Source organism: Catellatospora sp. TT07R-123 (genome assembly GCF_018327705.1).
Classification (GTDB): domain Bacteria; phylum Actinomycetota; class Actinomycetes; order Mycobacteriales; family Micromonosporaceae; genus Catellatospora.
In genome coordinates this window covers 1835474-1858842 of the sequence record NZ_BNEM01000002.1, presented here as the reverse complement: position 1 = coordinate 1858842, position 23369 = coordinate 1835474, and the positions used below count along the sequence as shown (strand labels likewise).

19 protein-coding genes are annotated in these 23369 nt (G+C 72.2%); 13 read left to right on the top strand and 6 right to left on the bottom strand.

From position 1 onward, the window contains the following. The first annotated feature begins 28 nt into the window (after nt 1-28). The 4 genes from Cs7R123_RS28285 to Cs7R123_RS28270 all read left to right on the top strand — a co-directional run bounded on the left by Cs7R123_RS28285 (nt 29) and on the right by Cs7R123_RS28270 (nt 7948). Complete coding sequence (locus tag Cs7R123_RS28285) at nt 29-3211, top strand: BTAD domain-containing putative transcriptional regulator (protein WP_212830875.1); 3183 nt, start codon at nt 29-31, stop codon at nt 3209-3211. 132 nt (nt 3212-3343) lie between these two features. Next, nucleotides 3344-3724, top strand: coding sequence for a hypothetical protein (locus Cs7R123_RS28280; protein ID WP_212830874.1), 381 nt, complete (start codon nt 3344-3346; stop codon nt 3722-3724). After that, nucleotides 3690-6641: a caspase family protein gene (locus tag Cs7R123_RS28275; RefSeq protein WP_212830872.1), complete on the top strand. Its 2952-nt coding sequence runs from the start codon at nt 3690-3692 to the stop codon at nt 6639-6641. Before Cs7R123_RS28280 ends, Cs7R123_RS28275 begins: the two co-directional genes overlap by 35 nt. Then, nucleotides 6638-7948 (top strand): extracellular solute-binding protein, encoded by a 1311-nt coding sequence (locus tag Cs7R123_RS28270; RefSeq protein ID WP_212830870.1) that lies wholly within the window; start codon nt 6638-6640, stop codon nt 7946-7948. Before Cs7R123_RS28275 ends, Cs7R123_RS28270 begins: the two co-directional genes overlap by 4 nt. Nucleotides 7949-8057: 109 nt before the next feature. On the opposite strand, the gene Cs7R123_RS28265 is transcribed toward Cs7R123_RS28270, so the two are convergent. Beyond that, nucleotides 8058-8885: an ABC transporter permease gene (locus tag Cs7R123_RS28265; RefSeq protein WP_212830868.1), complete on the bottom strand. Its 828-nt coding sequence runs from the start codon at nt 8883-8885 to the stop codon at nt 8058-8060. Next, nucleotides 8882-9841, bottom strand: a complete 960-nt coding sequence (locus Cs7R123_RS28260; RefSeq protein ID WP_212830866.1) for an ATP-binding cassette domain-containing protein — start codon at nt 9839-9841, stop codon at nt 8882-8884. Before Cs7R123_RS28260 ends, Cs7R123_RS28265 begins: the two co-directional genes overlap by 4 nt. Before the next feature lie 179 nt (nt 9842-10020). Between Cs7R123_RS28260 and Cs7R123_RS28255 the strand changes: the two genes are divergently transcribed. Then, nucleotides 10021-10221 carry a hypothetical protein gene (locus tag Cs7R123_RS28255; protein ID WP_212830864.1) on the top strand — a complete coding sequence of 67 codons (201 nt, stop codon included), beginning with the start codon at nt 10021-10023 and terminating at the stop codon, nt 10219-10221. A gap of 147 nt (nt 10222-10368) precedes the next feature. Further along, the gene (locus tag Cs7R123_RS28250) at nt 10369-10938 is read left to right on the top strand and encodes a hypothetical protein (protein WP_212830862.1); all 570 of its coding nucleotides are present in this window, start codon (nt 10369-10371) and stop codon (nt 10936-10938) included. A gap of 31 nt (nt 10939-10969) precedes the next feature. Here Cs7R123_RS28250 and Cs7R123_RS28245 read toward each other — a convergent pair whose 3' ends face one another. Together Cs7R123_RS28245 and Cs7R123_RS28240 are read right to left on the bottom strand one after the other, a co-directional pair. Beyond that, on the bottom strand, nt 10970-11410 hold the full coding sequence (locus Cs7R123_RS28245; RefSeq protein WP_212830860.1) for an SgcJ/EcaC family oxidoreductase: 441 nt from the start codon (nt 11408-11410) through the stop codon (nt 10970-10972). A 67-nt stretch (nt 11411-11477) separates the two neighbouring features. Beyond that, a complete protein-coding gene (locus Cs7R123_RS28240; protein ID WP_244872195.1) occupies nt 11478-12470 on the bottom strand; it encodes an aldo/keto reductase in 993 nt (330 codons plus the stop codon). 359 nt (nt 12471-12829) lie between these two features. Between Cs7R123_RS28240 and Cs7R123_RS28235 the strand changes: the two genes are divergently transcribed. From Cs7R123_RS28235 to Cs7R123_RS28225, 3 genes are all read left to right on the top strand, one after another. Beyond that, complete coding sequence (locus Cs7R123_RS28235) at nt 12830-17116, top strand: discoidin domain-containing protein (protein ID WP_212830858.1); 4287 nt, start codon at nt 12830-12832, stop codon at nt 17114-17116. A 226-nt stretch (nt 17117-17342) separates the two neighbouring features. Then, entirely contained in the window at nt 17343-17666 is a 324-nt protein-coding gene (locus Cs7R123_RS28230) for a hypothetical protein (protein ID WP_212830856.1), read from the top strand. Between the two features lie 122 nt (nt 17667-17788). Further along, the gene (locus tag Cs7R123_RS28225) at nt 17789-18082 is read left to right on the top strand and encodes a hypothetical protein (RefSeq protein ID WP_212830854.1); all 294 of its coding nucleotides are present in this window, start codon (nt 17789-17791) and stop codon (nt 18080-18082) included. Nucleotides 18083-18226: 144 nt separating this feature from the next. Here Cs7R123_RS28225 and Cs7R123_RS28220 read toward each other — a convergent pair whose 3' ends face one another. Then, nucleotides 18227-18484: an HPr family phosphocarrier protein gene (locus tag Cs7R123_RS28220; protein WP_212830852.1), complete on the bottom strand. Its 258-nt coding sequence runs from the start codon at nt 18482-18484 to the stop codon at nt 18227-18229. After that, nucleotides 18468-18860 (bottom strand): dihydroxyacetone kinase phosphoryl donor subunit DhaM, encoded by a 393-nt coding sequence (gene dhaM / locus Cs7R123_RS28215; protein WP_212830849.1) that lies wholly within the window; start codon nt 18858-18860, stop codon nt 18468-18470. The genes Cs7R123_RS28220 and dhaM overlap by 17 nt, the downstream gene beginning before the upstream one ends. 97 nt (nt 18861-18957) lie before the next feature. Here dhaM and dhaK point away from each other — a divergent pair, with 97 nt between their 5' ends. The 4 genes from dhaK to Cs7R123_RS28195 all read left to right on the top strand — a co-directional run bounded on the left by dhaK (nt 18958) and on the right by Cs7R123_RS28195 (nt 23349). Then, entirely contained in the window at nt 18958-19956 is a 999-nt protein-coding gene (gene dhaK, locus Cs7R123_RS28210; RefSeq protein WP_212830847.1) for a dihydroxyacetone kinase subunit DhaK, read from the top strand. Then, a complete protein-coding gene (gene dhaL, locus Cs7R123_RS28205; protein WP_212830845.1) occupies nt 19957-20604 on the top strand; it encodes a dihydroxyacetone kinase subunit DhaL in 648 nt (215 codons plus the stop codon). Then, nucleotides 20601-22226: a putative PEP-binding protein gene (locus tag Cs7R123_RS40870; RefSeq protein WP_212830843.1), complete on the top strand. Its 1626-nt coding sequence runs from the start codon at nt 20601-20603 to the stop codon at nt 22224-22226. Before dhaL ends, Cs7R123_RS40870 begins: the two co-directional genes overlap by 4 nt. A 244-nt stretch (nt 22227-22470) precedes the next feature. Beyond that, entirely contained in the window at nt 22471-23349 is an 879-nt protein-coding gene (locus tag Cs7R123_RS28195; RefSeq protein ID WP_212830841.1) for an MIP/aquaporin family protein, read from the top strand. The last annotated feature ends 20 nt before the right edge of the window (nt 23350-23369 follow it).

Here is a 23369-nt window from a genome sequence, read left to right as displayed (position 1 = left end):
GTCGCCGGGACCTGGGAGACTGGGCGGCATGCGGGTGGGGATCCTCGGTCCGCTGGAGGTGACCTCCGGCGGGCAGCATGTCGAGCTCGCGGGTGCGCGGCTGCGCGCCCTGCTGATCCGGCTGGCACTGGACGCGGGCCGGACCGTCAGCGTGCCCGCGCTCGCCGACGCGCTCTGGGGCGACGCCGCGCCCGCCGACCCCGCCAACGCCGTGCAGTCGCTGGTCTCGCGGCTGCGCCGGGCCCTGCCCGACGACACCGTCAGCTACGGCCCCGGCGGCTACCGGCTCGACATGCCCGCCGACGCCGTCGACGCGCTGCGCTTCGAGCAGCTCGCCCGGCAGGGCCAGCGCGAGCTGCGCGCCGGAGACCCGGCCGGCGCCGGGCGGTCGCTGGCCGCCGCGCTGCGGCTGTGGCGCGGGGAGCCGCTGGCGGAGGTCGCCGACGCCCCGTACGCGGCGGCGCCCGCCGCTCGCTGGGCCGAGCTGCGCCTGTCCGCGATCGAGGACCGGATCGAGGCGGACCTGGCCGTCGGCGGCGGCGAGCACCTGGTCGCCGAGCTGGAGGAGTTGACCCGCGCGCATCAGCTGCGCGAACGTCCGCACGCCCTGCTGGTGCAGGCCCTCTACCAGGCTGGACGGCAGGCAGAGGCGCTGGCCGCGTACGACGCGCTGCGCGACCGCCTCGCCGACGAGCTCGGCCTCGACCCGTCCCCGCAGTTGCAGGAACTGCGTACCGCCGTGCTGCGCGCCGACCCGGCCCTGGCCGGGCGCCGACCGGCCCGGCGCGGCAACCTGCGCGCCGCGCTGACCAGCTTCGTCGGCCGCGAACCCGAACGCGCCCGGATCGAGCAGCAGCTGTCCGCCGGGCGCCTGGTGACCCTGGTCGGGCCGGGCGGGGCGGGCAAGACCCGCCTGGCCACCACGGTCGCCGCCGAACACGCCAAGCGCGGCGACGGCGCCGTATGGCTGGTCGAGCTCGCCGCCGTCGTCGATCCCGTCGACCTCACGCAGACCGTGCTGGCCGCGCTCGACCTGCGCGAGCTGCCGCATCTGGACAGCGCGGCCAAGCCGCCCGCACCTCGCGACGCCACCAGCCGGCTGGTCGAGGTGCTGGCCGCCCCCGGCACGCTGGTGGTCCTCGACAACTGCGAGCACCTGGTCGCGGCCGTCGCGCAGCTCGCCGACGACCTGCTCAGCCGCTGCCCCCGGCTGCGGATCGTGGCGACCAGCCGCGAACCGCTGGGCATCCTCGGCGAGAACCTGTGCCCGGTCGCCCCGCTGAGCCTGCCCGAACCCGGCGCCGACGTGGCGCGGGCGCTGAGCTTCCCGGTGGTGGAGCTGCTGCGCGACCGGGCCGTCGCGGTGCGCCCCGACTTCGCCGTCGACGAGGGCAACGTCGCCGCCGTGGTCGAGATCTGCCGCCGCCTCGACGGGCTGCCGCTGGCGATCGAGCTGGCCGCCGCGCGGCTGCGTACCCTGTCGCCGCAGCATGTGGCGGCCCGGCTGGACGACCGGTTCCGGCTGCTCACCGGCGGCAGCCGTACCGCGCTGGCCCGGCACCGGACCCTGCGCGCGGTCGTGGCCTGGAGCTGGGACCTGCTCGGCGAGCAGGAGCGGCTGCTGGCCGAGCGGCTCGCGGTGTTCCCGGCCGGGATCGCCCACGACAGCGCCGCCGGGGTGTGCGCGGGCCCCGACCTGCCCGCCGCCGAGGTGCCCGACCTGCTCGACGCGCTGGTCGACCGGTCGCTGCTGCAGATCGTCGACGACACCGAGCCGCGCTACCGCATGCTCGACACCATCCGGGAGTACGGCCTGGAGCAGCTCGCCGCCGCGGGCACCCTCGCCGCCACGCGTGATGCGCACCTGGCCTGGTTCCTGGGACTGGTCGAGGCCGCCGAGCCGAAGCTGCGCGGCCCCGAGCAGATCGTCTGGACCGCCCGGCTCATCGCCGAACGGGAGAACCTGCTCGCCGCGCTGTACCACGCGTGCGACACCGGCGACTCCGACTCCGCCGTGCGGATGGGCGCCTCGCTCGGCCTGTTCTGGACGGTGCTGGGCGACAACGCCGAGGCGGCGACGTGGCTCGGGCAGGCGCTCGCGGTGCCGGGGCCGTCGCCGGCGCCGACCCGTACCCTCGCCCGGGTCTTCCACCTGGTCAACAAGGCCGCGGTGGAGCCGCCGCGCGACGGGCTGGCCGTGATGGAGGAGTTCGCCAAGATCGCGGGCGAGGTCGATCCGGCCTGGGACCACCCGCTGTTCGCGCTGGTGGAACCGGCGCTGGCCATGATGAGCGACGACACCGCGGCCGGGCTGGCCTCGATCGAGCGGCGGCTGGGCCACCCCGACCCGTGGGCGCAGGCGATGCTGCTGCTGGGGCGGGCGTTCATCCGCGACAACGCCGGCGACGCCGACGGCATGTACGCCGACATGACCGACGCGGTCGCCCGGCTGCGCGCCATCGGCGACCGCGGCGGCCTGTCGATCGCGCTGACGGCCCTGGCAGAGGCCGAGCTGGTACGCGGGCGCGGCGAGAGCGCCGTCGCCATGCTGCACGAGTCGATCGCGCTGGTCCGCCAGCTCAGCTCCGACGACGACAGCGGGTACGCCCGGATGCGGCTGTCCGCCATGCGCGTGCACCTCGGGGAGTACGACGCCGCCCGCGCCGACCTGTTGGACCTGGCCCGCAGCGGCAACGGCCGCGACGCGTGCGGGGCGCTGCTGACCCTGGGCGACCTCGACCGCTACCAGGGCCGGCTGGACGAGGCCGGGGAGCACTACGCGGCCGCCAAGGCTCAGGTCGCCGACACGTTCATGGTGTCGCCGCAGTTCCTGGCGCTGATCGGGACGTCGGTGGCGCACCTGGCGGTGGCGCGGGGGGAGCTGGCGGTCGCGCGCGAGGAGCTGGCGGCGGCCACTGCGGCGGGAATGCAGGTCAAGGACATGCCGGTGGTGGCGAAGGTAGGGGTCGCGGTGGCGGACTACTGGCTGGCGGCGGGCGAGCCGGAACGGGCCGGGCAGGTGCTCGGGGCGGCGGACCGGATCCGGGGCGTGGCCGACCAGGGCAGCCCGGACGCGGTGCGGGTGGCCGCGGCCGTGGCCGGGGATCCGGCCGCTGAGAGAGGTCATGCTCGGGGCCGCGAGCTGGACCGGGTGCAGGCGCTGGCGGCGCTGGAGGTCGATGCCGGCGCGGGCGGCCGCCGACTGCCCTGACCGCCCTGTCGTCTAGGCGCCTTCCAGTATCCAAAAAGGACGCTACAATCAGTCCCTTGCGGTGATTTATATGTCCCGCATGTGGTTTTTATGCCTGTCGGACGCTTCGGCTGACCGGAATCGGGTGGATGCATGAAGTCGCAAGAGCTGCTGGTGCGCGTTCTCGCCGAGGACGCGGACGATGCCGCGCTCGCGAAATACACCTGGCAGCTGCGCGGAGCGCTGCTCCAGCTCGACGTGGACTCGGTCTCGCCGCTGGCCGAGGCGCTGCCCGTCGGCACCAAGGGCGTCGGCGAGGTGCTGGGTGCGCTCGTCGTCCGGCTGGGTGCGGCTCTGGGCACGCTGGCGGGGCTGCGCCTGGTGCTGGAGACCGTGCGGGACTGGTCCGTGCTCTCCGGCCGTACCGTCGAGGTCGCCTACGGCGACGATGTGCTGAAACTGACCCGGGCCACCAAGCAGGAGCAGAAGAAGATCGTCGATGACTTTCTCGCCCGGCACGCGCCAGCCGAGTAGGCTGCCCGACGCCGGGCGCCGGTATGCGCTGGTCATCGCGACGTCCGCGTACCACGAATCGCTGTCCGCGCTGCGGTCGCCGCGAGCCGACGCGGCCGCGATGGCGGCGATGCTGGCGGATCCGAGCCTCGGCGGCTGCACCGTCACGCGCAGGGACGATCTGCCCGCACGCGAGTTCAAGCTGGCCATCGCCACCTTCCTGAGGGAACGGCGGCCCGATGACACCGTGCTGCTGTACCTGTCCGGTCACGGCCTGGTCGAGGAGCAGCACGACCCGTCGGCCCAGCTCTACTTCGCCGCCCGTGACACCGTCAAAGACCAGATGAGCTCGACGGGGGTCCCGTCCACGTTCGTGATCGCGGAGCTCGGCCACTGCCGGGCCAAGCGCCAGATCCTCGTCGTGGACAGCTGCTTCAGCGCGGCGTTCCATCCCGGCGGCAAAGGCGACGCCGAGGTGAACGCACCGAGCCTGCTGAAGGCGGCCCTCGACAGATCCGCCGTGCCGGAGGGCCGCGGCCGCGTCGTGCTCACCTCGTCCGGCGCCAACCAGTTGTCGTACGAGGGCGATCACGTCCCCGGTGGGGACCCCAGCCTCTCGGTCTTCACGGAAGCGCTGCTCCACGGGGTCCGGTCCGGCGCCGCCGACCGTGACCACGACGGTCTGATCTCCGTCAACGAGGCCTTTGACCATGCGTCTGAGCGGCTCGCCGCCAGCGGCGCCCACCAGCGACCGCAGATGTGGGTCTTCGGGGGCGAAGGCAAGCTGATACTGGCGCTGAGCCACGAGGTGACACCGGCGACCATTCCGGACGAGATCCTGGCGGGATTGAATAACCGGCAGCTCCCCATCCGGATCGGCGCGGTGCGGGCGCTGGTGGCGTGGGCGAGCGACGGCGATCCGGCGAAGGTGCTCGCCGCCACGATCGAGCTGCGGAGCATGGCCGAACATGAGCGGCCCGAGATGAAGCAGGTCATCGACAGCGCGCTGTTGTTGCTGGGCACGGTCGTCCAGCCTCACCCAGTTTGGAGCACTCTGGCAGCACAGGCGTTGCGGGTGGCACGGGCGGTGCGCGGCTGGGTGCGGGCACTGCCCGAGCGGTGGCGCCGACTGGGGCCACGCCTTCGATGGCAGTCGATGGCTGGCCCCGTCGCCGTCACACTGGCCGTGGGGCTGCTGTGCAGCGCCGACCTGGGCGGGGCCGCGCAGGCGTCCTGCGGCTTTCCGCCGGTCGTCGGCATCGTCGCGTCGCCGGAGATGGCGGGGCTGGCGCACACCCTGACAGCCGCCTACGAGCGATCGACCGCCGCGGCGAACGACGGCTGCCGGACCTCCCGGCTCTACGTCACCGAGCAGGGATCCGCGGACGTGCTGGAGGCGCTGCGGCAGGCCGATGCCGCCCCGTCGCCGGGCGGAGCCTCGACCGCGCGGTACAGCCTCGAACCGGACGTATGGCTCACGGAATCCGCGGAGGAGGCCATCGGTCTGGCAGCCGCCCGGACCCGCGACACCGTCCCGCGCGTGCCGCTGGGGATCTCGCCGATCGTGCTGGGCGTCGTCTCCTCCAAGGTCGGCCCGGATGCCCCGCAGCCCAACGGCCGCGACCCGCAGGCCGCAGGAAAGCCGGCCCTGCGCTGGGCCGACCTGCTCGACCGGGCCTCCCGTCCGATCGGGTCCAACGGAGGCTACGGCGACTGGGGCGGAGTGATCAGGCCGAACCCGAAGGAGTCGGTCACCGGCGAGCTGGCCACGGTGGGCCTCTACGGGCTCCTGGCAGGCGGTGAGCCGACCGCCCCGGGCTCGTCCGCGGTGCTCCGCGAGCGCGAGCTGGAACGGGGACTGCGGTCTGCCCAGGACCGGGGGCACTATCCGTTGGGGGACGTCGGCACGATCCTGTGCTATCAGCTGACCAAGGCGGCCCGCTTCGCGATCGTCCTGTCCGAGCGGGCTCTGATCGAGTACAACACCACCGGTCCGCGCTCGGGCACCTGCGCGCGGGACGCGCCGCCGACACCGGAGAACAGGCTGGTCGCCTTCTACCCCGGCGATACGCCGGTGCTCACCCCGCAGGCGATCCAGCTGCGCCGCTCCGACCGGACCCAGAACCCGGCGCGGTTCGCGGCGGCGGGTGACTTCCTGTCCTGGCTGCGGTCCGGTCCCGGACGGCAGGTCCTGCAACTGGCCGGACTGCGGTCCGCCGACGGCGGCACGGTGCAGCCCCTGCCCGCCCGCCAGGGCATCCGGGCGCAGTGGCCGTTCGCGGCCCCGACCGCGCCGGCAGCCCTGGACGACGCCGGACGTCTCGTGCTGCGGCAGCAGATGGCGGCCGCGTCGCGGTCGGCGAAGGTCGCCCTGGCGCTGGACCTGTCCGGATCCATGACGACGCCGACCTCCGGCAGGAACGCCAACCGGTTCACGGTGGCGGTCGACGGCGTCGAGCGGTTGCTGGGCTCCATCGGGACGGCGGACCAGTTCGGCCTGCTGGTCTTCTCCGGGCAGCCGGGGATGAAGCCGGTGCGGCAGATCCGGCAGATCGCGCCGCTGACCCCGCTGCAACCCGCCGCCGTGGCGGCCGACCTGCGCAGGCTATGGCCGAACGGGGACACGCCGCTGTATCGGGCGATCGCCGAGTCGGCGCAGGTGGTGCGTGCGGCGCCGGGCGAGCCTGACGATCTTCGGGCGGTGGTCGTCCTCACCGACGGCCGGGACACGTCGAAACCCAGGCCGGCCGCCATCGAGGTGCCGACCGGGGTGCGGGTGTTCGTGCTCGCCATCGGTGAGGCGAGCTGCGCGGACCAGCTGCTGTCCGACGTCACGGAAGGCAGCGACGGGGACTGCGTCGAGGTCCGCTCCGTCGACCTGGTCGGAGCGGAACTGGTCAGGATGTTCGACAGGCTGTGGGGAGAGGACGGCAGATGACGGACCGGGCGACGTGGCCTCTGGCGAACCGTCGGCAGTTGATGTGGTCGGCTGCGTCCCTCGCCGTCGGCGCGGCGGCGGGCGCACTGGCCGGCCGACTCTGGGCCGGCCCGGCCGAGAGCGGGCCGGTCGACGACGACCTGGAGAAGGGTGAGCTGGTCATCGCGACCGGGCCCGACGAGAGTCCGGGCAGGCAGCGTGAGCAGCTGTTCGAGATGTGGAACCACCGGCATCCGGAGCAACGGGTGCGGACGGTGACGGTCCGGCCGGGCGCCGAGGACGCCTTCCTCGACATGACGGCGCTGGCCACCAGCGGCGTCCAGGTCGACGTGTTCAACCTGGACGTGGTCTTCCTCGCCGGATTCGCCGCGGCCCGGTACATCCAGCCGGTCGACGTCGGGCTGCTGCCCGCGGGTTTTCTCGACGGCTTTCTCGAAAAGCCGAAGACCACCTGCTATTACCGGCACCAATCGTTCGGGGAGCAGCTTTTCGGGCTTCCGTTCAATACCGACGCGGGGCTGCTCTTCTACCGCGGCGACTGGGCCCTGGCGGAGCCGTTCAGCTGGAAGAGCATCGGCGATGCGGCCGGCCGTGAGGTCGGCGCCGCTCCGGGGGTCGCCGCAGGTCTGGCCTTGCAGCTGGCGGACGCGGAGATCTTCACGATCAGCGCGCTGGAGGCGCTCTGGTCCCAGGAGATCAGCGTGGTCGACGATGCGGGCCGCGTCGTCGTGGACATCCCCCGGTGGACCAAGGCGCTGAGCCGGTTGAGTGAGCGGCCGACGGTCTATGCCGAGTCCCAGAACCAGGACGAGAGCGCCAGCCGCGACGCCTTCATCCAGGGCAAGACGCTCTTCATGCGCAACTGGCCGGTCCACAGCCGCTGGATCAGGGAAAGGGTCAGCGAGAAGGACTTCCATTTCAAGGTGACCGGTCTGCCGTGGTCCAGCGCACTGGGCGGGCAGAACCTCGCGATCGCGACCAAGACCAGGTCTCCCAGGGCCGCGCAGCGGCTTATCGAATTCCTGACGAACGACGAGAGCCAGTTCCGGCTGTTCTCGGCGGGTGGCTTCGCCGCGACCCGGGAAAGCCTCTACTCAGATGAGACGATCAAGGAGAAGTACGACTACGCCGAGGTGCTCAAGAGTGCGATCGCGAATGCGAACAGCAGGCCGGTCACGGCCCACTACGCCGAATTCAGCACCGCTTTCCGCGCCGCCGTCCGCCCACTGGTCGTCAAAGGCACAGCGCTGCCCGCGAACCTCGCCGAGCTGCTGAACGACGCCATGGCGGGCAAGACGGCGCCATAGTGCGGTCCCGGCCCGCGAGCGGCGGAAAGCCTTGCCGCTGTGGCAGGCCCGGGTCCGGCACCGGGGGCGAACCCCGCCGACGGACCCGGGCCGGCCTGCTGCGGGCGGGTCAGGTGCGGCGGCGGTAGGCGCGGACCGCGAGCGGGGCGAACACCACCAGCAGGCCCAGCGACCAGGCGATGGTGTGCAGCACGGGCCCGGCGGTCGGGCCGCCGAGCATGAGCGCCCGCGACGCCTGCATCACGTCGGTCACCGGATTGAGCTTCACCCACGCTTGCAGCCAGCCGGGCAGCGTGCTGGTCTGCACCATCATGTTGGTGCCGAAGGTCAGCGGGAACATGAGCACGAACGAGATGCCCTGCACCGCGCCGGGCTCGCGTACCAGCATGCCGATGAGCACCGACGCCCAGCTCAGGCAGAAGCTGAACAGCAGGACCAGCAGGCAGGCCGACAGGCCGAGCAGCGGCGACGTGCCGAACCGGAAGCCGAGGGCGAACCCGAGCCCGAGCAGCACCACGATCGACACCACGAACCGGATCACGTCGCCGACGACGGCGCCGATGAGCGGGGCCGAGCGGGCGATGGGCAGGCTGCGGAACCGGTCGAAGACGCCCTTCTTGATGTCGGTGTTGAGGTTGACGCCGATCGCGGTGGACGCGAACATCGCCGTCTGCACCATGATCGCCGGGAGCAGGAACTGCAGGTACTCGTGCTGGCTGCCCGCGATGGCGCCGCCGAGCAGGTACACGAAGATGACCACGAAGATCACCGGCTGGAGCGTGACGTCGAGCAGCTGCTCGGGCGTACGCATGGTCTTGGTCAGGCTGCGCCCGGCCAGCGCGAGGCTGTGCCGCAGCAGCGCGAACGGCCGCCGGGCCGGGGTCGCCGCGCCGGTCCCGCCGGGGCGCGGGGCAGGGGCGAGAGCGGTGGTGGTCATGCGCGCGACTCCTCGGGCGACTTGTCGGCGCCGTGGCCGGTGAGGGTGAAGAAGACCTCGTCGAGGCTGGGCAGCCGCAGCGACAGCTCGACGACGGAGACGCCCGCGGCGTCGAGGCGGCGTACGACCTCCGTGAACGCCTTGTCGCCGGGCACCGGCACGGTGAGCACGCCGCGGCTGGGCGATTCGGCCTGGTGGCCGCTGACCTCGGTGAGGACGGCGGCCGCTTCGGCGAGGCGGGCCGGGTCGGCCGGGCGGACCACGACGGTCTGGCCGCCGACGATCCGCTTCAGGTCGTCCGGGGTGTCGTGGGCGATGACCTTGCCGTGGTCGATGACGGTGATCTCGTCGGCGAGCGCGTCGGCCTCCTCCAGGTACTGCGTGGTCAGCAGCACCGTGGAGCCGTCGTCGACCAGCGAGCGGACCATGTTCCACACGTCGTCGCGCTTGGCCGGGTCGAGGCCGGTGGTCGGCTCGTCGAGGTAGATGACATCGGGGCGGCCGACCAGGCTCGCGGCCAGGTCGAGGCGCCGGCGCATGCCGCCGGAGTAGGTGCGGGCCGGGCGGCCGCCGGCCTCGGTCAGGTCGAAGCGGGCCAGCAATTCGGCGGCGCGGGTGCGGGCGTCGGCGGTGCGCAGGTCGAGCAGCCGCCCGATCAGCACCAGGTTCTCGGTGCCGGTCAGGTCCTCGTCGATGGAGGCGTACTGGCCGGTGAGGCCGATGCGGCGGCGTACGGCGTCGGCGTGGCGGACCACGTCGAGGCCGCCGACGGTGGCGCGGCCGGCGTCGGGGCGCAGCAGAGTGGCCAGGATGCGTACCGCGGTGGTCTTGCCGGCGCCGTTGGGGCCGAGCACGCCCAGCACGGTGCCGGGGCGGGCGGCCAGATCCACCCCCGCCAGCGCGGTCGTGGCCCCGAACCGCTTGACCAGGCCCTCAGCCTGGAAAGCGAAGGTCATGTTCCCTCTTCCGTCGTTGCAGTGTGCGACGGAACCACTGTCCGGCGGGCCGCTGCCAGCGCGCGCACATGCCGCTGTCACGCCCGTGTCAGCGGAGATCTGGCAGCTCAGGACCCTTATCGGGTACGTTGCAAGGCCCCCCGCCTCCCGCGAGGTCCCCCGATTTCGGCGAGGTCAGCATGCAGCACCGGTGCGGCAAGCACGTCGTCCTGTCCGCGCCCGCGTCCGCGGGCTCCCAGTGGGTCGGCTGCGCCGTCCACTACCTCGGCAGCGGCCACCTGCGCGAGCGCTTCACCCGCATCGTCGCCCTGGAGTACGGCGGCGAGGAGATCCTGATGCTCGGCTGGATCATCGACCACGCCATGCTCGACCCCGCCTGACGGGTCCGCGCGAACGTGGCTTGATCACCGTCTCCGGTCAGGAAGTCCACTGCCAGGGCAGTTGTCGACCGGAACCGGCGATCACCCACCCCGGCCAGCTGCGGCAAAGTCGGGCTATACCGGCGCGAAACGGATATCGTTCGGCGCATGGGCGGTAGTGGGTTTCGCGGGTTCGTGCCGTGGATCATCTTCTGGGTGGTCGCGGGGCCGAGCACCTGGGCGTACGCAGCAGGCGGCGCCTTCGTGGCCGCGCTGATCCTGCTCCTGCCGCTGCGGCACCACAGAACGGTCAAGCTGCTGGAGATCGTCTCGGTCGCCTTCTTCGGCGCGCTGACGATCGCGGGCCTGCTGCTCGACCCCGGCCAGCTGGAGTGGCTGGAGCGCTACTCGCAGGCGATATCGAGCGGGATCCTCGCGCTGGTGGTGCTGGGTTCGCTGGCCTTCACCCCGTTCACCGAGCAGTACGCGCGCGAGCAGACGCCGCCGGAGGTCTGGCAGCGCCCCGTCTTCAAGCAGGTCAACCGCAGACTGACCTTGATCTGGGGCCTGGTCTTCGCCGCCTGCGCGGTCCTGGGCGTGCTGTCCCAGCAGATGAGCACCGGCAGGGCGTGGCTCAACTGGATCCTGCCCATCGCGCTGATCGCCGGGGCGTTCCGGTACAGCATGTGGTACCCGCAGCAGGTCCGCGCCCGCGAGCACCCGGCCCCGGCGGCCTGAGCATCGGCCGCGCCGGGTCAACCCCGCTGCGTCAGCCGCCCAGGGTGCTGTCGTCGCGGGCGTCCATGTAGATGTCGGAGGCGATCTTCCAGCCGTCCGGCTCGCGCGTGAACACCTTCAGCGAGAAGTTGCGGCGCACCGCCATGGTCGCGCCGTCGGCGGTCTGCTGCCCGGCCCGTTCCAGGTAGGTCTTCGCCACGGCAACGTCGGCGGTGAGCAGGCGGATGTCGGCCTGGGGCGGCCCGAGCGGCTTGCCCGCGGCGAAGTGCCGGTCGGCGAACAGGCCCGCCAGGTACGCCTCGATCTGCGCGCCGCCCTTGCGGGAGGTGCCGAACGCGTTGGTCCAGTCGGCGTCGGCGGTGTAGAGCTGCGCGACGCCGTCGGGCGACAGGGTCGCGAAGGCCGCGCCCAGGCGCCCCATCACCTCGCCGATCGCGGCCAGATCCTGCTCATGTCCATTGCCCCCGGTCATGCCGCCAGCGTACGGCGCGGGCGCGGCCGCCGGGCCGACCTGGACGAACACACCATCGGTGGCGCGCTCAGCTCCAGGGCAGGCCGGCGCGGTGGCGCCAGTAGGCGTCGGCGGGTTCGGCCAGCGCGTCCAGGCTGTCCAGGTGCGCGGCGGCCAGCGGCAGCGCGGCGGCGGCCAGGTTGCTGCGCAGCTGGTCGACGGTGGCCGCGCCGGACAGGACGATGTCGGCCCAGGGCTGGGCGAGCGCGGCGGCCAGCGCCACCGCGTCGGGGGTGGTGCCCAGCTCGCGGGCCAGTTCGGTGACCGGTCCGGGGGCGGCGGTCCCGGCCAGGCGGCCGTTGGCCATGCCCTCCTTGACGATGATGCGGCAGCCGCGGTCGCGGGCGCGGGCCAGCGCGGGCCCGGCCGAGGGTTCGAGCAGGTTCCAGGTGGCCTGGACGCTGCCGAACAGCGGTGCGCCGCCGGCCTCGACGGCCAGCGCGGCGTCGACGGTGGCGGCCTGGTGCGGCCCGCTGGTGGAGAACCCGACGGTGACGCCGCTGTCGCGCAGCTCGGCCAGGGCGCGGTGCAGGGCGGTGTCGGCCAGTGCCGGGCTGTCGGGGGTCATCGAGTGGATCTGGTACAGGTCGAGCCGCCCGTCCAGCACCGCCCGCGTCTCGCCCAGCTGCCGCGCGTACGTCGCGAGGCTGTGGTCCTTGGTCTCGTGCACGTCGGCGTCGACCCGCCATCTGGCGGTGTAGGTGTAGCCCCACTTGCTCCCGACCACCACATCGGACCCACCGCGCTCGCGCAGCCAGGTGGCCAGGAACTCCTCGGCGCGGCCGTAGGAGCGGGCGGTGTCGACGTAGCGGACCCCGGCGGCGTACGCGGCGTCGAGCAGCTCGTGCGTGCGGGCGGCCAGCGCGCCGACGCTGCGGTACGGCGGCAGGTCCGCGCCGCGGCCCAGGTTGATGTAGCCGGGGCGGCCGACGGCGGCCAGCCCGAGCCCGAGTGCGGGGCGGTCGGCGGGCATCCGCTGTAGTGCCATGTTGCGTCCAATCCGGGCGGTACGGGCGTACATCGGTGCTCCTACATCATCTCCCGCCGCAGGTCAGGAAGTCAGCCGAACCTGTACGCGCTTTCTACCAGCGGTTACACAGATCCGGTTTAGTTTTTGCATTGATCTGTGGACTTCTAGCCGCACCCGCCTTAAGGTTTTGCTACCACAGCCAGAAACACCGATGACTCGGGCCGGTAACACGGCTCCTGTCCTGGTGCCTCCTCGACCGCCGCGTCCCCCGCGCGAAAGCGCAGGTGACGCGACCCCGCTCCGGTCGAGTCGCCGCCTGGGCTCCGGTGTGCACCGTCGCGTCCCGACGGTGCCCCGCACGGCCTTGGCGGTTGCACCCCATAGGAACGGAATGTGCAGGGAGGAGTGCAATGCAAACCACGAAGAACCGCAGCCTGCGGCTGCTCGCCGGCCTGGTGGCGACCAGCCTCATGGTCTTCGGCGCCCCGGCGCTGACAGCGCATGCGGCAGGCGGTCCGAATCTGTCGCTCGGTAAGACCGCGAGCGCGAGCAGCACCAACAACGGCTTCGTCACCGGCAACCTCAACGACGGCAACCAGGGCAGCTACTGGGAGGGCACGAACAACACGTTCCCCCAGTGGGCCCAGATCGACCTGGGGGCCGCCACCAGCATCGACCAGGTGGTGCTGAAGCTGCCGGCGAGCTGGGAGCAGCGCACCCAGACGCTGTCGGTGCAGGGCTCGACCAACGGCTCGACCTGGTCGACGCTGATCAACTCCGCCGGGTACACGTTCAGCCCCGGTAGCGCCAACACGGTGACGCTCAACTTCACCGCCTCCAGCCAGCGGTACGTGCGGGTCAACATCACCGCCAACACCACCTGGGCGGCGGCGCAGCTGTCCGAACTCGAGGTCTACGGCGCCGGCACCGGCAACGGCTCGGGCAACCTGGCCCAGGGCAAGGCGACGACCGAGAGCGGCCACGCCGACGTCTACGGCTCGGGCAACACGGTCGACGGCAACCAGGGCACCTACTGGGAGAGCACGAACAACGCGTTCCCGCAGTGGGTGCGCGTCGACCTCGGCTCGGCTGTCAGCGTGAACAAGGTCGTGGCGAAGGTGCCGACCGGCTGGGGCGCTCGTACCCAGACGATCACGGTGCAGGGCTCCACGGACGGGTCGAGCTTCGCCGACCTGGTCGCCTCGACGGTGTACAGCTTCGCTCCGTCGGCGAACACGGTGACGATCAACTTCTCGGCCGCGACCGTCCGCTACGTGCGGCTGTGGGTCACCTCGAACTCGGCGTGGCCCGCCGCGCAGATCTCCGAGTTCGAGGTCTACGGACCGACGACCGGTGACACGGTGGCCCCGTCCACCCCGGGCAGCCTGGCCTACACCCAGCCGGCCCAGGGCCAGATCAAGCTGACGTGGAACGCCTCCACCGACAACGTGGGCGTCACCGCGTACGACGTCTTCGCCAACAACGCGCTGCTGACCAGCGTCAGCGGCACGACGCTGACCTACACCGACGCGCGTTCCGACAGCGAGACCGTCAGCTACTACGTGCGGGCCCGCGACGCCGCCGGCAACCAGTCGGGCAACAGCAACACGGTGACCCGCACCGGCCAGACCGGTGACCAGGTCGCGCCGACCGCGCCGGGCAGCCTCGCCTACACCTCGCCCGCCTCGGGTCAGATCAAGCTGACCTGGACCGCGTCGGTCGACAACGTGGGCGTGACGAACTACGACATCTACGCCAACAGCTCGCTGCGGGCCACCGTGGCCGGCAACGTGCTGACCTACACCGACAGCCAGCCCGACACCGCCACGGTCAGCTACTTCGTGCGGGCCCGGGACGCTGCCGGCAACATCTCGCCGATGAGCAACACGGTGACCCGCACCGGCACCGGCACCGGCGGCACCAACCAGGCGCTGGGCAAGCCGGTCACCGACAACGGCCACACCTGGGTGTATGCCCCGGAGCTGGCCGTCGACGGCGACCTGACCACGTACTGGGAGGGGAGCACCTCCCCGAACCAGCTCACCGTGCAGCTGGGTTCGAACGTGACCCTCAGCTCGGTCGTGGTGAAGCTCAACCCCGACGCCGCGTGGGGTGCGCGTACCCAGACCATCCAGGTCCTGGGCCGTGACCAGAACTCCAGCTCGTTCGTCAACGTCGTGTCGGCGCAGACGTACAGCTTCAACCCGGCGTCCGGCAACACGGTCACCATCCCGGCGTCCGGTAACTACGCCGACGTCCGGCTCCAGTTCACCGGCAACTCCGGCGCCCCCGGCGGCCAGGTGGCCGAGTTCCAGGTCATCGGCACCCCGGCGCCGAACCCGGACCTCACCGTCACCGCGGCGACCTGGAGCCCGGCCTCGCCGATCGAGACCGACACCATCACCGCCACGGCGACCGTGAAGAACAACGGCACCGCCACCGCGGGCGCGACCGACGTCAACTTCTACCTCGGCACGACCAAGGTGGGCACGGCGAGCGTCGCTTCGCTGGCCGCGGGCGCGCAGTCCAACGTCTCGGTGAGCATCGGCACGCAGAACGCGGGCACGTACGCGCTGACCGCCAAGGTCGACGAGTCGAACGCGGTCATCGAGCAGAGCGAGACCAACAACAGCTTCACCAACCCCACCAACCTGGTGGTGGCGCCGGTGCAGACCTCGGACCTGGTCGCCGCCGCGGTGGCGTTCAGCCCGAGCAACCCGTCGGCGGGCAACACCGTCACCTTCTCGGTGTCGATCAAGAACCAGGGCGTCATGGCCTCGGCCTCCGGCGCGCACGGCATCACCCTGACGGTGAAGGACGCCGCCACCGGCGCGACCATCACCACCAAGACTGGGTCGTACACCGGGGTCATCAACGCCGGGGCGACCACGTCCCCGGTGAGCCTGGGCACCTGGACGGCCGTCAACGGCAAGTACAACGTCACCACGGTCATCGCGGTCGACGGTAACGAGCTGCCGGTCAAGCAGGGCAACAACACCAGCACGCAGGGCTTCTTCGTGGGCCGCGGCGCCAACCTGGGCTACGACATGTACGAGGCCGAGGACGGCACCACCGGCGGCGGCGCGGGCGTGGTAGGCCCGAACCGCACGATCGGCGACCTCGGCGGTGAGGCGTCCGGCCGCAAGGCCGTCACGCTGAACACCAACGGCTCCTACGTGCAGTGGACCACCAAGGCCGACGCCAACGCGCTGGTCACCCGGTTCTCCATCCCGGACAACGCGGGCGGCACGGGCACCACGTCGACGCTGAACATCTACGTCAACGGCGTCTTCCACAAGGCGATCACGCTGACCTCCAAGCACTCGTGGCTGTACGGCGCCGAGGCCGCACCGAGCAACTCGCCCGGCGCGGGTCCGGCCCGCCACCTGTACGACGAGGCCAACATCCTGCTGGACAGCACCATCCCGGCCGGTAGCACGATCAAGCTCCAGAAGGACGCGGCGAACTCCGGTACGTTCGCGATCGACTTCATCAACCTGGAGAAGGTGTCGCCGAAGGCGAACCCGGACCCGGCCCACTTCAAGGTGCCGACCGGTTTCACCCACCAGAACGTGCAGGACGCGCTCGACGCGGTCCGCATGGACACCACGGGCACCTGGACGGGTGTGTACCTGCCGGCCGGCACGTACACCACCGCCCAGAAGCTCTCGGTCTACGGCAAGCCGGTCCGGATCACCGGTGCGGGCATGTGGTACACCCGCTTCGAGACCCCGACCACGCAGGAGAACACCGACGCGGGCTTCCGGGTCGAGAGCAGCGCGAACGGTTCCACGTTCGACAACCTCGCGTTCTTCGGCAACTACACCATCCGCCAGGACGGTCCGGGCAAGGTGTGGGGCGAGCTGAAGTCGGTCAACAACCTGACCTTCGACAGCGTCTGGGTCGAGCACACCGTCTGCGGTTTCTGGGGCGTCAACATCAGCGGCTGGACCGTGAAGAACAGCCGCATCCGCGACACCTTCGCCGACGGCATCAACCTGACCAACGACTCCACCAACAACCTCGTCACCAACGTCGAGGGCCGGGGCAACGGCGACGACGCGTTCGCGCTGTTCTCCGCCACCGACAGCGGCGGCTCGGTCGGTGACCACGGCAACGTCTTCGAGAACCTCTCGGCGACGCTGACCTGGCGCGCGGCGGGTCTGGCGGTCTACGGCGGCTACGACAACACGTTCCGCAACCTGTACATCGCGGACATGCTGACGTACGCGGGTATCACGATCTCCTCGCTGGACTTCGGCTACCCGTTCGTCGGGTTCGGCAACCCGCCGACGAAGTTCGAGAACATCTCGCTGGTCCGGGCAGGTGGCCACTTCTGGGGCAACCAGACGTTCCCCGCCATCTGGGTCTTCGCGGCCACCCACACCTTCCAGGGCATCCGGGTGACCGATGTGGACATCATCGACCCGACGTACTCGGGCATCATGTTCCAGAGCAAGTACCCGGAGCAGAAGCCGGTGACCGACACCATCTTCACCAACGTCCGCATCAGCGGCGCGGTGAAGAGCGGTGACGCGTACGACGCGAAGTCCGGCGTCGGCATCTGGGCCAACGAACTGCCGGAAACGGGTCAGGGGCCGGCCATCGGCTCCGCGACGTTCAACAACCTGACCTTCAGCAACAACTTCCAGAACATCAAGAACACGACCACCACGTTCACCATCACCGTGAACTAGTCCCACCGCACCACCGGTCGGCGCCGCCGGCGGGCCTCACGGCCTGCCGGCGGCGCTGCCGCTTTTCCGGGGGTCGGCCCGGACATAAGGCGATCATGGGAGAGCGCTATCCCAGAGTGCAGGACCATGTACCCGCATGGATGGATCTCTGCGTACGGTGGCGTCGCCGCGATCGGCGCGGCGTCCGCACCGGCGGGCGGGCATGCCTTCAAGCAGGAGGAAGTTCATGCGCAGATTCAAGACACTGGTGCAGCTGTCCGCGATGGTCGCCGTGGCCGCGCTGCCGGTCCTCGCGATGCAGGCCCCCGCGCACGCGGCGGGCTGCTCCGGCTCGTACGGCGACTCGGGCCGCTCGTACACCGCCTACGGCTGCACCGGGTACCCGTCGAGCTTCAGCATGCAGGCCCGCACCAAGTGCACCCCGACCGGCGGCGGCGGATCGGTGTACTACGCGTACGGCCCGAAGGTCGGCATCCTCGGCAGCTCGCGGGCCCTGTGCCAGTCCGGCTACGTGGCCCTGGCGGGCACCGCGCTGATCTTCTCCGTCTGATGCGGACGGGCACGGTGGGCGGCCGCAGCGGCCCACCGTGCCGTCACGTCCGCCCTGGACGGTGCGCAGCTCGCGCCGACCGGTCGATGGCACGGCGCTGACGGTCTGGCTACGCTGCGCCGATGTTGATCGTGGATGGGCAGTCCAATGAGCGCCTGGTGCTCGACGGCGAGTGGTTCGAGAAGCTGCACGGCGGGCAGTCCAAGACCCGGGTCCCGGCGTCGTCGTTCCGCGGCGCGACCTGGCAGGACATCGACCGGCGGGTGAAGATGTTCAGCAAGGAGCGCGAGCAGCTGGTCTCGGTGACCCTGGCCTTCGACGGCGGCCCGTTCGTCGGCTTCGTCGCCCCGGCCGAGAAGCGCCCCCAGCTGGAGGCGATCGTCGCCGGCCTGGAAGCCGCCCGCCCCGCCTCCTGACCCCTCCGCGCCGTCGTTCGGTGCAGTTTCGGGGAAAGTGCTGGAATCGTGTCCAAGATTCGTGCACTTTCCCCGAAACTGCACGCACCGCACGCACCGCACGCACGCACCGCGCGAGGCTCGCGGTGGCGGCGGGGTGCGGGGTCACTCCGCCGTGAGGGCGTCGAGGACCGCCGTCAGGGCGGCGGGGGCGTCGTCGCCGGTGGCGCGGACGGTGACGGTCTGGCCGGCGGTGGCGCCCAGGGCCATGAGGGCGAGCACGCCGCGGGCGGGGGCCGTACGCCCGGCGAAGATGATCTCGACGTCGGCGCCGAAGCGGGCCGCCGCCGCGACCACCCGCCCGGCGGGCCGGGCGTGCAGGTGGGCGGGCAGCACGAGCTCGGCCTCACAGCTTTCGGGCATCCCAGGCCTCCCGTGCCGCGGCGACCACGGTGTCCAGATCGGCGCCGGTGGCGGCGATGACCGCGGCGGCCAGGGCGCCCTCCACGAACGGCGCGTCGACCAGCACCACCTTGTCGCGCGGCTCGTCGTCGAGCACCGCGCGGGCGGTCAGCACCGAGCTGCCCAGATCCGGGATGATCACCACCCCGAGCGCGTCGTCGGCGTCGTCGATCGCGGTGCGCACCAGGTTGTAGCCGGTGCCCAGGCCGCCGTCCTCGGTGCCCCCGGCGGTGTAGACGCCCACGCCGTCCCCGGCGACCTGGCGCAGCAGTTCCCGTACGCCCGCCACCAGCAGCGCGCTGTGGGAGATGAGCACGATGCTCACAGTGCTGGTCATGATGCGCATGCTACGCCGCGCAGACCGGGCGGAACCGGGGCAAGATTGACATGGTGTCCCGTGGCGCGTACGGGCCGACCGGGAAGGGAGCTCCGTCGTGAAGAAGTTCATCAACCATCCCGACGCGGTCGTCCGGGAGGCGCTGGTCGGCCTGGCCGCCGCCCACCCCGACCTGCGGGTCGACCTCGACGGGCAGTACGTGGTCCGCGCCGGGGCCCCGCTCGCGGGCAAGGTCGGGCTGGTCTCCGGCGGCGGGTCCGGGCACGAACCGATGCACGCCGGGTTCGTCGGCCTGGGCATGCTCGACGCGGCCTGCCCGGGGGAGGTGTTCACCTCGCCGGTGCCCGACCAGATCCTCGCGGCGAGCAAGGCCGTCGACGGCGGTGCGGGCGTGGTCCACATCGTGAAGAACTACACCGGCGACGTGATGAACTTCCAGCTCGCGGCCGAGATGGCCGGCGACGAGGGCATCGACGTGCAGACGATCCTGGTCAACGACGACGTGGCGGTGGAGGACTCCACCTGGACCGCCGGGCGGCGCGGCACCGGCGCCACGATGCTGGTCGAGAAGATCGCCGGGGCGCTGGCCGAGACCGGTGCGAGCGCGGTGGCGGTGGCCGAGGTCGGCACGCGGGTCAACGAGGCCAGCGGGTCGTTCGCGATCGCGCTGACGGCCTGCACGACCCCGTCGGCGGGGCGGCCGGGGTTCGACCTGCCCGAGGACGAGATGGAGGTCGGGGTCGGCATCCACGGCGAGCCGGGGCGGCGGCGCGAGAAGCTGCGCCCGGCGCGCGACATCGCGGCCATGTCGCTGGAGGCGATCATGGCGGCCAAGCCGGTGTCGGCGGGCGAGGACGTGATCGTGCTGATGAACGGCCTGGGCGGCACCCCGCTGATCGAGCTGTACCTGCTCTACGGCGAGGTCGCCGGGATGCTGGAGTCGGCCGGGGTGCGCATCGCGCGCAACCTGGTCGGCAACTACGTGACCAGCCTCGACATGGCGGGCATGTCGCTGACGGTGTGCCGGGCCGACCCGCAGCTGCTCCAGCTGTGGGACGCGCCGGTGCGCACCCCGGCGCTGCGCTGGGGGGTATGAGTGGACGCCTCCCAGGCGCGGGCCTGGCTGTACGCGGTCGCCGACGTGATCGCGGCCCAGGCGGAGCAGCTGACCCGGCTCGACGCCGCGATCGGGGACTCCGACCACGGCGTCAACATGAACCGGGGCTTCACCGCGGTGCGCCAGGCGCTGGCCGCGGCGCCGGCCGACGGGGTGCGCGGGGTGTTCACGCTGGCCGGGTCGACCCTGGTGTCGCGGGTCGGCGGGGCGTCCGGGCCGCTGTTCGGCAGCGCGCTGCGGGCGCTGGGCAAGGCCCTGCCGGAGGAGGGCGACGCCGACACCGCCGAGCTGGCCCAGGGCCTGCGGGCCGGACTGGACGCGGTGTGCAAGCTGGGCGGGGCGGCGCCGGGCGACAAGACCATCGTGGATGCGTACGCCCCGGCGGTGGACGCGTTCGAGCTGGCCGCGCAGGCGCACTCCGGCGACCGCGACGGCGGCCTGGCCGCGGCCGCGCGGGCGGCCGCCGACGCGGCCCAGCAGGGCATGCGTGACACCATCCCGTTGCAGGCGCGGCGCGGCCGTGCCTCCTACCTGGGCGAGCGCAGCGTGGGGCACCAGGACCCGGGGGCGACCTCGACCTGGTTGATCTTCCAGGCGCTGGCCGAGACCGTCTCCGCCCGGCCATGACCGGCGACGGCACCGTCTACACCGGCACTCCCGGCGCGGCCGGGGTGGCGGTCGGGCGGCTGCACCTGCTGGCGCCCGCCGCGCCGGGCGTGGACGCGCCGGACGTGGCCGGGCCGGACAAGCTGCGGGCGGCGTTCGACGCTGTCGCGGCCGGGCTGCGTGACCGCGCGGCGGCCATCCGCGCCGCCGCCGAGGGCGACGGGGCGGCGCGGCCGGGGGTCGGTGAGGCCGGGCAGGCCGCCGACATCCTGGAGGCGGTCGCGCTGATCGCCGACGACCCGGACCTGCGGGCGGCCGCGGCGGCCGAGTGTGCGGCGGGCGAGCGTGCCGACCGGGCCGTGGTGGAGGCTGCCGCCCAGTACGCGGAGCTGCTGGCGCGGCTGGACGACCCGACCCTGGCCGCGCGCGCCGCCGACGTCCGGCTGGTCGGGCAGCGGGTGGTGCAGGAGCTGCGCGGCGGGGCGCGGGCGCTGCCGGACGGGCCGGTGCTGCTGGCCGCCGCCGAGCTGGGCGCCGACGACCTGCTCGACCCGCAGGCCGACGTGCTGGGCGGGGTGTCGTCGCGGGGCGGCCCGAACGCGCACGTCGCGATCGTGGCGCGGGCGCTGGGCGTGCCGCTGCTGTTCGGGGTGGACCTGCCCGCCGCCGACGAGGGTGCTGAGGCGGTGCTCGACGGCGGCGCGGGCGTCCTGACCGTACGGCCCGGGGCGGCGGTGCTGGCGGCGGCGCTGGCGGCGGCCGAGTCGGCGCGGCAGCGGCGCCGGCGGCTGGCGGGGCAGCGGGACCGGCCCGCCGTCACCGCCGACGGGCAGCCGGTGACGCTGCTGGTCAACGTGTCGACGGCCGCCGACGCCGAGGCGGGGCTCGCGGCGGGCGCGGCCGGGGCGGGACTGATCCGCACCGAGCTGCCGTTCCTCCAGGCGGCCCGGTGGCCCACCCGGGCCGAGCACGTGGCGGCGCTGCGGCCGGTGCTGGCGGCGCTGGCGGGACGGACGGCGACCGTACGGGTGCTGGACTTCGCGCCGGACAAGCTGCCGCCGTTCTTGGCGGCGGCGGCGCTGGCGCACCGGGGCCTGCAACTGCTGCTGGCGCACCCGGTCGCGTTCGCCGACCAGCTGGCGGCGATCCTGGACACCGGTGCCGACACCCGGCTGAAGATCATGGTGCCGATGGTGGCGTCCGCCGACGAGCTGGTCCGGTGCCGCGAGCTGCTGGTCGAGGTCGCGGGTGAGCACGGGGCCGGGGTGCCGCCGCTGGGGGCGATGATCGAGCTGCCGCAGGCCGTACGCGACATCGACGCCATCGCCGCGGCGGCCGACTTCCTGTCCATCGGCAGCAACGACCTCACCGCCGCGCTGCTGGGCCTGGACCGGCGCGACCCGGCGCTGACCCCGGCCCGTGCCGCCGAGCCGCCGGTGCTGGACGCGATCGCGCGGGTGGTCGCGGCGGGGGCGCGGCACGGCCGGGACGTGTCGGTGTGCGGGGACGCCGCCGGGGACCCGGCGGTGGTCCCGGCGCTGCTGGCGGCCGGGTGCCGGATCCTGTCGGCGGCGCCGACGGCGCTGGACGAGGTGCGGGCGGCGGTTCGTGACACGACGCTGACGCCGTCCGGCCACGGCTGACGCCGCCCGGCCACGCCCCGGGCGGATAAATGCCGCATTAGGTCCTGATCAGCATGCGGCCCGTCATATCCGGCAGCGACCGAATCAGACCGCTCTACGCTGGAACGTGGTTACGCCGATCGGGTAACACCGGAACGAGATCGCCATAGACGCGGTGGTCGGCGGCGACCCGATGCCGACCCGGCGGACGTCCCGCCCGGCCTCGCTTCGCTCGCAGGCACCCGCAGAGGGGGCCGAAACAGCCATGGCGGAATCGAAGACCAGTTGCATCTGGCGCGAGATGAGCGCCGAGTTCGCCGGCACCATGATCCTGATCCTGTTCGGCGTCGGTGTGGTGGCCCAGGTCGTCGCCGGTGGACTCGGCGACCACGACAGCATCGCCTGGGCGTGGGGTCTGGGCGTGACGCTCGGCGTCTACACCGCGGCGCGCATCAGCGGCGCGCACCTCAACCCGGCGGTCACCCTGGCGCTGGCGGCATTCAAAGGATTCCCCTGGCGCAAGGTCGTGCCGTACTGGGTGGCGCAACTGCTCGGGGCGTTCGTCGCGGCGCTGATCGTACGGTGGAACTACAGCGAGGTGCTGAACAAGGTCGACCCCGACCACACCATCAAGACGCAGGGGGTCTTCTCCACCCTGCCCGGCAACGGCTCGCTGCCGATCGGCACCTGGGGCGCCTTCCGCGACCAGATCATCGGCACGGCCATCCTGCTGTTCCTGATCCTGGCGCTGACCGACGTGCTCAACCTGCCGCCGCTGGCCAACCTCGCCCCGTTCGTCATCGGCCTGCTGGTGGTCGCGATCGGCATGGCCTGGGGCACCGCCGCCGGATACGCGATCAACCCGGCCCGCGACCTCGGGCCCCGGGTCGCCTCCTACCTGACGGGTTACGACACCGCCTTCAGAGACCAGTACGGGCACCTCTACTTCTGGGTGCCCATCCTCGGCCCGTTCATCGGCGGACTGCTGGGCGCGTGGCTGTACCACCTGCTGATCGGACGGCACCTGACGCCGGAGGCCGCGGTCGAGGGCACCCCGACCGGAACCGTGGCGCTGGACGCCACGAGCTCCCCGCCGGTTACCTCGGAAGGCGAAAGCGAGGGCAAAAACGAGCCGGATAAGTGAAATGATCGACCCGGACCGTT

Coding starts and splice junctions, on each gene's coding strand:
- Cs7R123_RS28285 (WP_212830875.1), top strand. CDS start 29: ATGCGGGTGGGGATCCTCGGTCCGCTGGAGGTGACCTCCGGCGGGCAG.
- Cs7R123_RS28280 (WP_212830874.1), top strand. CDS start 3,344: ATGAAGTCGCAAGAGCTGCTGGTGCGCGTTCTCGCCGAGGACGCGGAC.
- Cs7R123_RS28275 (WP_212830872.1), top strand. CDS start 3,690: ATGACTTTCTCGCCCGGCACGCGCCAGCCGAGTAGGCTGCCCGACGCC.
- Cs7R123_RS28270 (WP_212830870.1), top strand. CDS start 6,638: ATGACGGACCGGGCGACGTGGCCTCTGGCGAACCGTCGGCAGTTGATG.
- Cs7R123_RS28265 (WP_212830868.1), bottom strand. CDS start 8,885: ATGACCACCACCGCTCTCGCCCCTGCCCCGCGCCCCGGCGGGACCGGC.
- Cs7R123_RS28260 (WP_212830866.1), bottom strand. CDS start 9,841: ATGACCTTCGCTTTCCAGGCTGAGGGCCTGGTCAAGCGGTTCGGGGCC.
- Cs7R123_RS28255 (WP_212830864.1), top strand. CDS start 10,021: ATGCAGCACCGGTGCGGCAAGCACGTCGTCCTGTCCGCGCCCGCGTCC.
- Cs7R123_RS28250 (WP_212830862.1), top strand. CDS start 10,369: ATGGGCGGTAGTGGGTTTCGCGGGTTCGTGCCGTGGATCATCTTCTGG.
- Cs7R123_RS28245 (WP_212830860.1), bottom strand. CDS start 11,410: ATGACCGGGGGCAATGGACATGAGCAGGATCTGGCCGCGATCGGCGAG.
- Cs7R123_RS28240 (WP_244872195.1), bottom strand. CDS start 12,470: ATGTACGCCCGTACCGCCCGGATTGGACGCAACATGGCACTACAGCGG.
- Cs7R123_RS28235 (WP_212830858.1), top strand. CDS start 12,830: ATGCAAACCACGAAGAACCGCAGCCTGCGGCTGCTCGCCGGCCTGGTG.
- Cs7R123_RS28230 (WP_212830856.1), top strand. CDS start 17,343: ATGCGCAGATTCAAGACACTGGTGCAGCTGTCCGCGATGGTCGCCGTG.
- Cs7R123_RS28225 (WP_212830854.1), top strand. CDS start 17,789: ATGTTGATCGTGGATGGGCAGTCCAATGAGCGCCTGGTGCTCGACGGC.
- Cs7R123_RS28220 (WP_212830852.1), bottom strand. CDS start 18,484: ATGCCCGAAAGCTGTGAGGCCGAGCTCGTGCTGCCCGCCCACCTGCAC.
- dhaM (WP_212830849.1), bottom strand. CDS start 18,860: ATGACCAGCACTGTGAGCATCGTGCTCATCTCCCACAGCGCGCTGCTG.
- Cs7R123_RS40870 (WP_212830843.1), top strand. CDS start 20,601: ATGACCGGCGACGGCACCGTCTACACCGGCACTCCCGGCGCGGCCGGG.
- Cs7R123_RS28195 (WP_212830841.1), top strand. CDS start 22,471: ATGGCGGAATCGAAGACCAGTTGCATCTGGCGCGAGATGAGCGCCGAG.